We start from the raw sequence: 13,215 nt of genomic DNA on the forward strand, positions 1-13,215 counted from the left end.
GCGTATAGACCAGACTGTTGGGTTTGAAAAGGCCCATTTCGCAGGCCTGGCCCGCCTAGTTTCGCAGGTGGCCCTCGGCGTCGCAAAGGCGCTCGTAAAGCTCAAACTCCGCCGCCCGTTCCCGATGCAGCGCGTGCAGGGTCGAGGGGCTGAGTTCAAGCTCCATTTCGGGCGACGCATTTTGGGTCTTGAGCTCTGGCTGCGCGCCAAAACGCTGTGTCAGGAACGCTTCGAATATCTCGAATTGCTCGTACCGGAACAGATGGTCCACCAGCAATTCACCCTTTTTGCTGGTCAGCATCCGGTGCTGACTGCCAATCACGGCATGTTCGGGCGGCTCGTCGCTGAGCAGGTCTTGAACAAAGCTGTCAAAGCTCATGTCACCGGTATAGCGGTCGGTTCCCTTCAACTCGTCACGGGTGCGATAGCGGTACCAGCTACCGATCTGATCGAGTGGATCGCGCATGATCGCCACGGTTTCGGGATACAGGCGAAATGTATCCGCCAGAAACGGCTTGATCTTGCTGTGGTAGCGCTGCGCCGGCATGTGTTTGCGCCGCCCCAGAAGCGCCACATCCGCCTGCCTCCGATAGGCCAGTTCGAACGCGGTTGTGCCGGTTTTGGGAACGGCAATAAATGCCAGACAGGGATCGGAAAAGATCAGCATGGCGCCACTTTAGGAGCAATTCAGACCTTCTGCCAGCGGCCTTCGAAGTCTTCAGGAATCAGCAGGTTATGTCGGCCAAGGTCGGTCACGTGGCGTTCGCCACACAGCGCCATGGTGGTGTCGAGCTCTTTGTGGATTACGTCCAGCGCGGTGGTGACGCCCTGCTGGCCCATCGCGCCCAGACCATAGACAAAGGCGCGCCCGATGAAGGTGCCCTTCGCCCCCAGCGCCAGTGCCTTGAGCACGTCCTGACCCGAGCGGATGCCGCTATCCAGATGCACCTCGATATCATCGCCGACCGCATCCATGATCTGCGGCAACATGCGGATCGAGCTGAGCGCGCCGTCCAATTGCCGCCCGCCGTGATTTGACACCACGATCGCATCAGCCCCCAGCTTGACGGCCATCTTCGCGTCCTCGGGATCAAGGATGCCCTTCAGGATCACCTTGCCGTCCCATTGCTCCATCAGCTTTTCGATCTTGGCCCAGTCCAGTGTCAGATCGAACTGTTCGGCGGTCCAGGCCCCGAGCGAGGAGGCGTCCGAAATCCCATCGACATGGCCGACAATATTGCCGAATTCGCGCCGATGCGCGCCCAGCATGCCGATGCCCCAACGCCATTTGGTCATCAGGTTCACCATGGTGCTGAGAGTCAGTTTCGGTGGTGCGCTCAGCCCGTTTTTCAGGTCCTTGTGCCGCTGGCCGAGGATTTGCAGGTCTAGTGTAATCACCAGGGCCGAGCATTTGGCGTCCTTGGCCCGCTGGATCAGACGGCTGGTATAGTCCTGATCGCGCATCGTGTAGAGCTGAAACCAGAACGGCGCGGATGTTGCTTCGGCCACGTCCTCGATCGAGTTGATCGACATGGTCGAGAGCGTAAAGGGCACACCGAAAGCTTCGGCCGCCCTTGCTGCCTTGATCTCGCCATCGGCGTGCTGCATGCCCGTCAGCCCGACCGGCGCCAGAGCCACCGGCATTGCCACATCCTGTCCGATCATCTGGCTGGTGGTTGATCGGCCTGACATATCGACGGCGATTCGCTGGCGCAGGCGCAGTTTCTCGAAATCCGATGTGTTCTCGCGGAAGGTCTGCTCGGTCCAGCTACCGCTTTCGGCATAGTCATAGAACATGCGCGGCACTCGACGCTCATGAATGCGCTTGAGGTCGTCGATGTTTGTAATCACTGGCATTTTCGAGAAACTCCGAATTTGGTAAAAATTATTTACCAATTTGGAATTCGCTTTGCAACAGGGAATCTTTGGTCGCTTGACTGGTGCGATATCGAACTATATTGGTGCAATATCGCACTAAAGGAGAGTCCCATGACCCTGAGCCGCAGAAAAACCCTCGCTTTGCTGGGTGGGGGTGCCGTTGTTGCCGCAGGCGCGGCCACCGCCGGTTTCGTATCCACCCGAACACCGCAGGATGCACTGCGGCCCTGGTCACTGGCCGGGCAGTATTCCGATCCGCGCAAACGCGCGCTGAGCTATGCCATCCTGGCCCCGAACCCGCATAACCGGCAGCCTTGGCTGGTTGATCTGCGGCATGAGGATAAGGTGACGCTCTATGTCGATACCAACCGTCTGCTGCCCCATACCGATCCATTCAGCCGTCAGATCATTGTTGGGCTGGGCTGCTTTCTGGAGCTGCTTTCGATAGCGGCAGCGCAGGACGGGTATCGCGTTGCATTTGATCTGTTCCCCGATGGCGAACCGGGCCTCAATCTCGATAACCGGCCCGTCGCGGTCGCGCGTTTCATCCCCGAAACGGGCGGCGAAGAACCGGATCTTTTTGCGCAGATTCTCAACCGCCGGTCACTGAAAGAACCTTACGACATGGCTAGACCAGTCGGAGCGGAGGTTCTGACAGCCCTCGAACAGGCGGTCGACAAGGGCAGTGATGTGGCCACCACCAACACACCCGGCCTGGTGCAGAACCTGCGTAATCTGACCGCAGACGCCCTGCAGGTCGAGTTCGAAACGCCCCATACCTACAAGGAAAGCGTCGATCTGTTCCGCATCGGCAAGCGCGAGGTCAATGCCAATCCCGACGGGCTCAATTTCTCTGGCCCGATGTGGGAGATGATGCGCCTCACCGGCCTGTTCTCCCGCGAGGCGGCGCTTGACCGCGATGGGTTTGCCTATAGCTCCGGCCTTGACATGGTGCGCGGCACAGCTCAGGCCAGCATGGCCTATATCTGGCTGGCGAGTGACGAAAACTCCCGCACCGACCAGATTGCGGCGGGGCGGGATTGGGTGCGTCTCAACCTCGCCGCCACCGCGCAGGGGCTGGGTGTGCAGCCCATGAGCCAGGCGCTACAGGAATTCCCCGAGATGGCCGGGCAGTACCAAAAAGTGCATGAATTGCTGGCCCCTGACGGGGGAACCGTGCAAATGTTGGGCCGATTGGGATATGGCCCGCAGGTTCCCCAAAGCCCGCGCTGGCCGCTGGATGCGAAAGTACGAACCGTTTGACATCACAGGATGCGCCGCCGCTGGTCTTTCAGGTCTTCAATGAGATCGGTATCATCGAACAACTCAGTCGCACAGTGCTTGAGGCGCATATGCCCAAGGGCCTGATCGCGCCGCATTTCGGTGTGCTCAACCACCTTGTGCGGGTGGGCGACGGCAGCACGCCCATGGCGATGGCGCGGGCGTTTCAGGTGCCCAAAACCTCGATGACGCACACGGTCTCGGGGCTTGTGAAACACGAGCTGGTCGAGATGCGGCCAAACCCCGAGGATGGCCGCTCAAAACAGGTCTGGCTGACCGATGCGGGCCGCGCCCTGCGCGCCCGAATCATCAGTGATATGAGCCCTCAATTCGAACGGCTGGCCCGTGACTTCGACATCTCGAAGTTACAGCACATCCTGCCGGTTCTGACCGAGCTGCGGATCTATCTTGATGAAAGCCGGGACCGGGTCTGAGGTCGGCGTCTAGACCGAATGCGCGCCGTCTGACAGCGTTTTGACGAAATCCAGCACTTCACCCACCGGCTTGCCTGCGCCGATCTGGCTGACGATGGCCGAGCCCACTACGGCACCGTCGGCAACGCTGGCGATGGCGCGGGATTTCTCGGGCGTGTTGATGCCGAACCCCACGATGACCGGCAGATCGGTGGCCGACTTGATGCGGGCCACTTCGGGGCCGACATCGGTCGCTTGCGCCTCGGCTGCGCCGGTGATGCCGGTGATCGAGACGTAATAGACAAAGCCTGACGTGTTTCGCAGGACACGCGGCAGGCGTTTGTCATCGGTGGTGGGCGTGGCCAGACGGATGAAGTTCAGCCCCGCCTCCTGCGCCGGGATGCACAACTCGTCATCTTCTTCCGGGGGCAGGTCGACGACGATCAGGCCGTCGATACCAGCGGCACTCGCATCGCGCAGAAACTGATCGACGCCGCGATTGTAGATCGGGTTGTAATAGCCCATCAGAACAATTGGGGTCGTGCCGTCGGTTTCGCGGAACCGGCGCGCAAGCTCCAGCGTGCGCTCCAGCGTCATGCCTGCATCGAGCGCCCGCTGACCGGCCAGTTGGATTGTTGGTCCGTCTGCCATAGGGTCGGTGAAGGGCAAGCCCAGTTCGATCACGTCCACACCCGCGCCGGGCAGCCCCTTGACCACGTCAAGCGAGGTGTCGAAATCCGGGTCGCCCGCCATGATGTAGGCGACAAAGGCCTTCTTCCCTTGCGATTTCAGGGCGGCGAATTTGGCGTCGATACGGGTCATCGGGTTTCCTTGCAGTCAGGGTTCGACCTGATGTGCAGAAACTTGTCCCGAAAATCAATCCCGCCGCGCGCCCTGCGGCTCAGAAAGAGAAGTGATAGCGGATCAGCGCCTCGTTGACGCCGGGATTGAATTCCTCGGTGCTGGCATTGGATTTATGGGCGATGGCAAGCGACAGCTTGTTGCCGTTGTCAAAGCTGTAGCCCACGCCAATCAGGCTGCGGATCTGGAAATTTCCGCCCAGATCGTTGCGGCTTTCGGATTCGAAATAAGCGCCGGGCATCACGCTGCCCTCCAGAAACCAGCTTTGGCCGAGCTGATAGACACCATAAAGACCCGCGCCAATATGGGTGTCGCCACTGGTATCGACCGACAGCGTACCGCCCCAACCGGCACTGAAGCGGGTGGCTTCGTGAAACGGCTTGTGATGATAGTCGAGCGCAAAGATCGCCTGATCCTCACCCCGACTGTTCGAAAAGTCTGCGTAACCAGCACCTAAGATAAGGCTTTGCGACTGCGCGACCGTGGCCCCTGCGGTGAGCAGGACCGTAGTTAAGAGAATTCTGATCATTGTCCCCGTCGAACTTTCCCATTTTTGCTTCCGTCAATATTGGGTGCTCGGGGCTAAGTATAGTGACGAGGGCGTGAAGGGCGTGCTTGCAGCCCAGCACTGTTGCAAATGAGCCCGCTTGCGCATTCCCTGCAAGCTGCCTAGAAGCAGCCGCGACTGACATCAGGAGACTGTCATGGGCTTTAAAATGGGAATCGTGGGTCTGCCCAATGTGGGCAAATCGACCTTGTTCAACGCGCTGACCCGTACGGCGGCGGCGCAGGCGGCGAATTTTCCGTTTTGCACCATTGAGCCCAATGTGGGTGAGGTGGGAGTGCCCGATGACCGTTTGGACAAGCTAGCGGCAATTGCCAGATCCAAACAGATCATCCCCACCCGCATGACATTTGTTGATATTGCCGGTCTGGTCAAAGGCGCCTCGAAGGGCGAGGGGCTGGGCAATCAGTTTCTGGCCAATATCCGCGAGGTGGACGCCATTGCTCATGTGCTGCGCTGTTTCGAAGATGGCGATGTGACCCATGTTGAGGGTCGCGTCGATCCGGTTGCTGATGCCGACACGATCGAGACCGAGCTGATGCTGGCCGATCTGGAAAGCATCGAGAAACGCCGTGCCAATCTGGTGCGCAAGCTCAAGGGCAATGACAAGGAAGCCCAACAGCAGGACCGCTTGCTGGCTGCCGCGCAGGCGATGCTCGAAGATGGCAAGCCCGCGCGGCTGGTCGAGGTGGATGCCGAAGATGCAAGAGCCTGGAAGCTGCTGCAGCTTCTGACGACCAAGCCGGTGCTTTATGTCTGCAATGTGGGCGAGGCCGAGGCCGCCGATGGCAACAAACACTCCGCCAAAGTTGCTGCGATGGCGGCGGAGCAGGGTAATGCCCATGTCATCATTTCAGCCCAGATTGAGGAAGAGATCAGCCAGCTTGAAGAGGATGAGGCAGCGATGTTCCTTGAAGAGATGGGGCTTGCCGAGGCCGGGCTCGACCGGTTGATCAAGGCGGGCTACGAGCTTTTGCATCTGGAGACTTACTTCACCGTCGGCCCGAAAGAGGCGCGGGCCTGGACCATTCGCACGGGGACGGCCGCGCCGCAGGCGGCAGGCGTCATTCATGGCGATTTCGAAAAGGGCTTCATCCGGGCCGAAACCATCGCTTATGACGATTTTGTCGCCTGCAATGGCGAGCAGGGGGCCAAGGAAGCGGGCAAGATGCGCGCCGAGGGCAAGGGATATGTCGTCAAGGATGGCGACGTGCTGCATTTCCTGTTCAACACGTGATCTGTCAAACAGTGCGCTGCCCTGGACCCCAGGCGGCCTGATGCGAGAAGCCATTGCGGGGCCTGCGGGACATGTCATTATGGTCAGGCTCGTTGACATTGCCCGGATACCCTCTTGATTGATCTCAAAGATCTGCAATTGCTGACCGCCCTTGCGCGGTACAAGCATTTCGCCAAGGCCGCTGAGGCTTGCGGGATTTCACAACCGGCATTTTCGATGCGTATCCGTGGGCTTGAGGGGCGGCTTGGGGTTTCGATCGTGCGCCGGGCCAACCGGTTTCAGGGGCTCACCGAAGAGGGCGAGATGATCGTCCGCCGCGCGCGCCGTATCCTTGATGATACCAAGGCACTCGAACAGGAGGTGCAGGCCGCGCGCGGGGCGATCACCGGAACGCTGATCCTGGGCGTTGTGCCGACCGCGCTGGCCTTTACCGGGGAACTGACGCGCAGGGTACATGAGGCGCATCCAAGGATCGTGACGCGGATCGAGGCGCTGTCTGCCACGGCGATCCACAACAAGCTGGACGATGGCTCGATCGATGCGGGCGTGACCTATGGTGACAGTATCGGTGCTGATCTGCGCATCGTGCAGCCGCTTTATGATGAGACCTATGTGCTGCTGATGCCCGCGCATATGAGTGATGCAACCGGTCCGATGCCCTGGTCGCAGGTGGCCGAATACCCGCTCTCGCTGCTTGAGCCGCAGATGCAGAACCGCCGCATCCTGAACCATATATTTGCCGATCAGGGCCTGCACCCGCAGGTGGTCGCAGAGACCAGCGGTTTTACCGCCTCGCTTGTGCTGGCGCGCGAGGGTTTGGCAGCGACCGTGCTGCCTGAAATACTGGTCGCCTCGCTGGGCGTGCTTGAGGGAACTGTTGTGCGCCCGCTGATTGATCCGGAGGTCAGCAAACCGATCTGTCTGGCCACGCTGGATCGCGACCCCGATCTGCCGACAATAGCGGCGTTGCGGAGCGTTGTTGCCTCTTTGTCGTGATAATTTGTCGTGATCGTGCCATTCGAATTCAAGATTTGATGATACATCCTGCTTATGAAAAACGGGACCTCAATCGGAGGGCATCATGGCACCATTGGATACCAAGCCATCAGGCGACAAAAAGGGCGTCTGGAAGTCAGGTAAAGGCAAGGGGCGGCGCACGCCCAAGGGTCGGCAGTTTACGGATGAGGCGCTGGAAGAGGTGCAGCGCCTGCTGGGGGACCGTCCCCGGCGTCGCGACCTGTTGATTGAGTTTTTGCATCTGATTCAGGATGCGCACGGACATCTGTCCGCCGAACATATTTGCGCGCTAGCTGCCGAGATGAAGGTCGGTCAGGCCGAGGTGTATGAAACGGCGACCTTCTATGCCCATTTCGATGTGGTCAAAGAAGATGAGGCGCCGCCGCCTTCGTTGACCATCCGGGTCTGCGATTCACTCTCCTGTGAAATGGCGGGGGCACAGCAGTTGCAGAAGGCGCTGGAAGAGGGGCTGGAAGCGAGCGAGGTTCGCGTGCTGCGCGCGCCCTGCATGGGGCGCTGCGATACGGCGCCTGTGCTGGAGATCGGCCACAACCATATCGATCATGCCACACCCGAAAAGGTGCAACGGGCGATTGCCGCAGGCGACACTCATGCGCATCTGCCTGACTATGAGGATTTTGCTGGCTATGCGGCCAACGGTGGTTACGAGGCCCTGACATCCCTGCGCGATTCCGGCGATTGGGAGCAGGTGCAGGAACAGGTTCTGGCCTCGGGCCTGCGCGGTCTTGGCGGGGCGGGCTTTCCGTCGGGCAAGAAATGGGGCTTTGTGCGGATGAATGACGGCCCGCGCTATCTCGCCGTGAACGGGGATGAGGGCGAGCCGGGCACCTTCAAGGACCGCTACTATCTGGAACGCACGCCGCATGTGTTCCTTGAGGGGATGCTGATCGCCGCCTGGGCGGTCGAGGCGCAGACCTGCTTCATCTATATGCGCGACGAATACCCGGCCGTGCTGGAGATATTGCGTCGCGAGATCGCCGCGCTGGAAGCAGCGGGGATTGTCGCGCCCGGCTATATCGACCTGCGGCGCGGCGCAGGCGCCTATATCTGCGGTGAGGAATCCGCGATGATCGAATCGATCGAAGGCAAGCGGGGCCTGCCGCGCCATCGCCCGCCCTTTGTGGCGCAGGTTGGCGTGTTCGGGCGACCCACGCTCGTGCATAATGTCGAAACGCTTTATTGGGTTTCGAAGATCTGCCGTGAGGGGCCGGAATGCCTAAACAGCACCGAGAAGAACGGTCGTAAGGGGCTGCGTAGCTATTCGGTCTCGGGCCGTGTGGCCAAGCCCGGCGTCTACCTGCTGCCCGCAGGCTCGACCATTCTGGATGTGATCGAGGCTGCCGGGGGCATGGCTGAGGGCCACGCCTTCAAGGCCTATCAGCCGGGCGGGCCCTCCTCTGGCCTGTTGCCCGCATCAATGGATGACATTCCGCTCGATTTCGACACGTTGCAGCCGCATGGCACCTTCATCGGGTCGGCGGCGGTGGTGGTTCTGTCCGATCAGGACACCGCCCGCGACGCGGCGCTAAACATGCTGCGGTTTTTCGAGGATGAAAGCTGCGGCCAATGCACGCCCTGCCGTGCAGGTTGCGAAAAGGCGGTGAAGCTGATGCAGGCCGAGAGCTGGGACACCGATCTGTTGAGTGATCTGTGTGATGTGATGGCCGATGCTTCGATCTGCGGTCTGGGGCAGGCGGCCCCGAACCCGATCCGGCTGGTCATGAAACACTTCGCAGACGAAATCTGAAGGACAGGGAACGAGCCATGCTTGACGCAAGCGAAACCAAAACCGTGACCTTCAGCCTCAATGGCGAAGATGTCACTGTCCCCGAAGGCTGGACCATCTGGGAGGCCGCCAATGGCAAGGGCCTTGTAATCCCGCATCTGTGCCACAAACCCGCGCCCGGCTATCGCCCGGACGGCAATTGCCGGGCCTGCATGGTCGAGGTGGAGGGGGAGCGCACGCTGGTGGCCTCCTGCATCCGCCCTGCCGCTGATGGGATGGTGGTCACCACCGACAGCGAGCGCGCCGAAAAATCCCGCGCGATGGTGATGGAATTGCTGGTGGCCGATCAGCCCGAGGTTGCCCATGATGCCTCGTCGCATTTCTGGGATATGGCGGCCATGAACGGGGTGGATGAGAGCCGCTTTCCGGCCAAAGCGCCTGAGACGATCCCGCTGCTGGATGCCAGCCATGTGGCGATGCGGGTCAATCTGGATGCCTGCATCAGCTGCAATCTCTGCGTCCGCGCCTGCCGCGAGGTGCAGGTCAATGACGTGATCGGCATGGCCGGTCGCGGGGCGACGTCAGAGATCGTGTTCGACCAGAACGACCCGATGGGCGCGTCCTCCTGCGTGGCTTGCGGGGAGTGCGTACAGGCCTGCCCGACCGGCGCGCTGATGCCGGCCACGGTTCTGGATGACGAACAGGCAGGCGACAGCAAGGATTACGACCGCGAGGTCAAATCGATCTGCCCGTTCTGCGGCGTGGGCTGCCAGCTCAGCTACAAGATCAAGGACAACAAGATCAAATATGTCGACGGGATCAAGGGCCCGGCCAATGAAAACCGTCTATGTGTGAAGGGCCGGTTCGGGTTCGACTATATCAGCCACCCTCACCGCCTGACCAAACCTCTGATCCGCAAGGAAGGCATGCCTAAGGGGCTGAATGTTGACCCCGCCAACGTGCGTACCCATTTCCGCGAAGCGACCTGGGATGAGGCGCTGGATGCCGCCGCCAAGGGCTTGTCGGACCTTCGCGCTGAGAAGGGAACAAATGTTGCGGGCTTTGGCTCGGCCAAATGTTCCAACGAAGAAGCCTATCTGTTCCAGAAGCTGATCCGGCAGGGCTTTGGCCACAACAATGTGGACCACTGCACGCGGCTCTGCCATGCCTCCTCGGTCTCCGCCCTCTTGGAAAACGTCGGATCGGGCGCGGTGACGGCGACCTTCAACGAGATCGAAAACGCAGACGTGGCCATCGTCATCGGCTGCAACCCGATCGAGAACCACCCGGTCGCGGCCACCTATTTCAAGCAGTTCACCAAGCGCGGCGGCAAGCTGATCGTGTGCGATCCGCGCGGGGTTGGCATGGGCAAATTCGCCACGCACCGGCTGCAGTTCAAGCCGGGCGCGGATGTGTCGATGCTGAACGCGATGATGAATGTGATCGTCGAAGAAGGCCTCTACGATCAGCAATATATCGAGGGCTACACAGAGAATTGGGACGAGATGAAAACCCATCTCGCCGCTTACACGCCCGAGAAGATGGCGCCGATCTGCGGGATCGAGGCAGATGTGCTGCGTCAGGCGGCGCGGGATTTCGCGACCGCGCGAGCAGGCATGATCTTTTGGGGGATGGGCATCAGCCAGCATATCCACGGCACCGACAACTCGCGCTGCCTGATCTCGCTGGCGCTGATGTGTGGCCATGTGGGCCGTCCCGGCACCGGCCTGCACCCGCTGCGCGGCCAGAATAACGTGCAAGGTGCCTCGGATGCGGGGCTGATCCCGATGTTCCTGCCGGATTATCAGTCGGTGATGGATGACGGCGTGCGTTCGGCCTTTACCGATGTGTGGAACAGCGGCGACTTCTCGAACGAGAAGGGCCTGACCGTGGTCGAGATCATGGATGCGATCCATGCGGATGACATCAAGGGCATGTATATCCTGGGCGAAAACCCGGCTATGTCTGACCCGGATGTGGATCATGCCCGTGCCGCTTTGGCCAAGCTGGATCATCTGGTGGTTCAGGATATCTTCCTGACCGAGACGGCGAACTACGCCGACGTGATCCTGCCCGCCAGCGCTTGGGCGGAAAAGACCGGAACCGTGACCAACACCAACCGTCAGGTACAGATGGGCCGCCCCGCCGTGACGCCTCCGGGTGAAGCAAAAGAGGACTGGTGGATCGAGGTGGAATTGGCGAAACGGCTGGGTCTGAACTGGAACTACACCCATCCCAGCCAGGTTTTTGCCGAGATGAAGCTCAATATGGGCTCACTCGACAACATCACCTGGGAGCGGCTGGAAGGTGAGGCGGTGACGTATCCCTCGCTCAGCCCAGAAGATCCCGGTCAGGCGATCGTGTTTGGCGACGGCTTCCCGCGCCCAAACCGGCGCGCCCGCTTTACCCCGGCCAAGATCGTCGAACCGGATGAGCGCCCCGATGCCGAATATCCGTTTGTCCTGATCACTGGACGGCAGCTGGAGCATTGGCATACCGGTTCAATGACTCGCCGGTCCCACGTTCTGGACGCTGTCGAGCCCGAGGCGAACTGTTCGATGCACCCCAGAACCCTGCGCCGCATGGGGCTCGCTCCCGGTGACGCTGTGCGCCTGACCACCCGTCGCGGGTCGGTCGAGGTCATGGTGCGGGCCGACCGCGCGGTTGCCGAGGATAACGTATTCCTGCCCTTCGCCTATGTCGAGGCAGCAGCGAATATCCTGACCAACAGCGCGCTTGATCCTTTCGGAAAAATCCCCGAGTTCAAGTATTCGGCGGTCCGAGTCGAGCCCGCTGCAGCGGTTGCTGCGGAATAGCGGAAGTTTGGTGCTGACTTAAGAGAAGGCGACCGGAGACGGTCGCCTTTTCAATCGTTCAGATGTCGGGACATGAAGCGGCCCACATCGCTCTGACTGGGGCGCTGGCCGGTGAAGACCTCGACGAAATCGGGCATTCGGGCGACATGTTTCCAACGGGTCTCGTGCACCTGCATCGAAAGATGGCCGATCTGGGTGTAGATCACCGTCATCGCGCGTACCTCGGCCTCAGTCTCGGAATAGCCGAAATGGCTGAACATGGCCTCGACCGCTTGCCTGCGCCGGTCATCTGCCGCATCGACGCGGGACTGCAGGGCGGGGTCGGTGCGCGCCCAGTTGCGGATCGCCAGATCCATGCGCGAATCGAAAAGCTCCTCATCCAGCCAACAGTCGAAGATATTGAAAATCGCCTCGCAGATGGTTTCGGCATAAGCCTCGGTGCGGGCGACCAGATTGCCGGTATTGCGTGCCTCCCACCGAGCGATCAGCGCGTCCAGAAGCGCTGCGCGATCTTTGAAATGCCAATAGAAGCCGGTCCGCGACAGGCCCAACTGGTTGGCCAGCGGCATGATCTTGACGGCATCAATGCCGGCATCACAGAGAATCTTGGTCGCGGCATCTAGCCACAGATCAGCGGAACCGCGCTGGCGGGTATCGGGGGCACTCGTCATGACTGTCCGATAGCATTGCCCTATCCGGGCGACAATCACTTCGCCGTACATGGGCGCGGCTTTGCCGGTGCTTCCTTTGCGCCGCGATGCACGGCAGGATGGGACAGGGGAAGCGGTAAGGAGCAGGGGCATGTCAGAAGAAACAGAGCCGAAATCAGGTCATGACGGGCCCTATCCCGCGCCGGTCGTGGTCCGCGGGCTGAGTGTTGATCCCGGCTGGATCGACTATAACGGGCATATGAATGTCGGCTATTACGGCGTTGCCTTCGATCAGGCGCTGGAGGTGATGCTGGATGAGCATCTGGGGCTTGGCGAAACCTATGTGCGCACGGCGGGGCATGGCCCCTATATCTTGCAATCGCATCTGCATTTCACCCGCGAATTGCTTGAGGGTGCAGGATACACCATCCATTACTGGCTAGCCGATACCGACGCCAAGCGGCTGCATTATTATGCGGAGATGTTTGCCGAGGAGGACGGTGCGCTTTGCGCCACGCAAGAGGCCCTGATCGTCAATGTCAGCCAGTCCACCGGTCGCTCGGCCCCGTTTCCCGACTGGGCTCAGACGCGACTGGCGCGGATGGCGGCAGCGCATGAACACCCGGACCTCGCGGCGCGCCTTGGCGCGCCGCTCGGTATCCGCAGAAACTCGTAACCCACACGAGGGAATAAGCACCCGGTCGCACGTCCTGTCGGTAGGACACCCCCAAGTGCGACCGGGCGGCTGCG

General features: G+C 60.7%; 12 protein-coding genes. 7 read left to right on the forward strand and 5 right to left on the reverse strand.

Going from position 1 to position 13,215, the window contains the following annotated elements; genetic code table 11:
- Window positions 1-55: 55 nt before the first annotated feature.
- Together Q5Y75_RS15560 and Q5Y75_RS15565 are read right to left on the reverse strand one after the other, a co-directional pair.
- Window positions 56-667: a hypothetical protein gene (locus Q5Y75_RS15560; protein ID WP_306199077.1), complete on the reverse strand. Its 612-nt coding sequence runs from the start codon at window positions 665-667 to the stop codon at window positions 56-58.
- Between the two features lie 20 nt (window positions 668-687).
- A complete protein-coding gene (locus Q5Y75_RS15565; RefSeq protein WP_306199079.1) occupies window positions 688-1,857 on the reverse strand; it encodes an alpha-hydroxy acid oxidase in 1,170 nt (389 codons plus the stop codon).
- Window positions 1,858-1,989: 132 nt separating this feature from the next.
- On the opposite strand from Q5Y75_RS15565, the gene Q5Y75_RS15570 reads away from it, so the two are divergent.
- Together Q5Y75_RS15570 and Q5Y75_RS15575 are read left to right on the forward strand one after the other, a co-directional pair.
- Window positions 1,990-3,141 (forward strand): Acg family FMN-binding oxidoreductase, encoded by a 1,152-nt coding sequence (locus Q5Y75_RS15570; protein WP_306199080.1) that lies wholly within the window; start codon window positions 1,990-1,992, stop codon window positions 3,139-3,141.
- Window positions 3,138-3,593 (forward strand): MarR family winged helix-turn-helix transcriptional regulator, encoded by a 456-nt coding sequence (locus tag Q5Y75_RS15575; protein WP_306199082.1) that lies wholly within the window; start codon window positions 3,138-3,140, stop codon window positions 3,591-3,593. Before Q5Y75_RS15570 ends, Q5Y75_RS15575 begins: the two co-directional genes overlap by 4 nt.
- 9 nt (window positions 3,594-3,602) lie before the next feature.
- On the opposite strand, the gene trpA is transcribed toward Q5Y75_RS15575, so the two are convergent.
- Window positions 3,603-4,394 carry a tryptophan synthase subunit alpha gene (trpA, locus tag Q5Y75_RS15580; RefSeq protein WP_306199084.1) on the reverse strand — a complete coding sequence of 264 codons (792 nt, stop codon included), beginning with the start codon at window positions 4,392-4,394 and terminating at the stop codon, window positions 3,603-3,605.
- Between the two features lie 79 nt (window positions 4,395-4,473).
- Window positions 4,474-4,962 carry an acyloxyacyl hydrolase gene (locus Q5Y75_RS15585; RefSeq protein ID WP_306199086.1) on the reverse strand — a complete coding sequence of 163 codons (489 nt, stop codon included), beginning with the start codon at window positions 4,960-4,962 and terminating at the stop codon, window positions 4,474-4,476.
- Window positions 4,963-5,137: 175 nt separating this feature from the next.
- Between Q5Y75_RS15585 and ychF the strand changes: the two genes are divergently transcribed.
- From ychF to fdhF, 4 genes are all read left to right on the forward strand, one after another.
- Entirely contained in the window at window positions 5,138-6,235 is a 1,098-nt protein-coding gene (gene ychF / locus Q5Y75_RS15590; RefSeq protein WP_306199087.1) for a redox-regulated ATPase YchF, read from the forward strand.
- Window positions 6,236-6,349: 114 nt separating this feature from the next.
- On the forward strand, window positions 6,350-7,231 hold the full coding sequence (locus Q5Y75_RS15595) for a LysR family transcriptional regulator (protein ID WP_306199089.1): 882 nt from the start codon (window positions 6,350-6,352) through the stop codon (window positions 7,229-7,231).
- Window positions 7,232-7,316: 85 nt separating this feature from the next.
- A complete protein-coding gene (locus Q5Y75_RS15600; protein WP_306199091.1) occupies window positions 7,317-9,020 on the forward strand; it encodes an NAD(P)H-dependent oxidoreductase subunit E in 1,704 nt (567 codons plus the stop codon).
- Between the two features lie 17 nt (window positions 9,021-9,037).
- On the forward strand, window positions 9,038-11,815 hold the full coding sequence (gene fdhF / locus Q5Y75_RS15605) for a formate dehydrogenase subunit alpha (protein ID WP_306199093.1): 2,778 nt from the start codon (window positions 9,038-9,040) through the stop codon (window positions 11,813-11,815).
- Window positions 11,816-11,865: 50 nt separating this feature from the next.
- On the opposite strand, the gene Q5Y75_RS15610 is transcribed toward fdhF, so the two are convergent.
- Window positions 11,866-12,486 carry a TetR/AcrR family transcriptional regulator gene (locus Q5Y75_RS15610; RefSeq protein WP_306199096.1) on the reverse strand — a complete coding sequence of 207 codons (621 nt, stop codon included), beginning with the start codon at window positions 12,484-12,486 and terminating at the stop codon, window positions 11,866-11,868.
- A gap of 130 nt (window positions 12,487-12,616) precedes the next feature.
- On the opposite strand from Q5Y75_RS15610, the gene Q5Y75_RS15615 reads away from it, so the two are divergent.
- The gene (locus Q5Y75_RS15615; protein ID WP_306199097.1) at window positions 12,617-13,141 is read left to right on the forward strand and encodes a thioesterase family protein; all 525 of its coding nucleotides are present in this window, start codon (window positions 12,617-12,619) and stop codon (window positions 13,139-13,141) included.
- The last annotated feature ends 74 nt before the right edge of the window (window positions 13,142-13,215 follow it).

The organism is Ruegeria discodermiae (genome assembly GCF_030758345.1).
Taxonomy (GTDB): Bacteria; Pseudomonadota; Alphaproteobacteria; order Rhodobacterales; family Rhodobacteraceae; genus Ruegeria_C.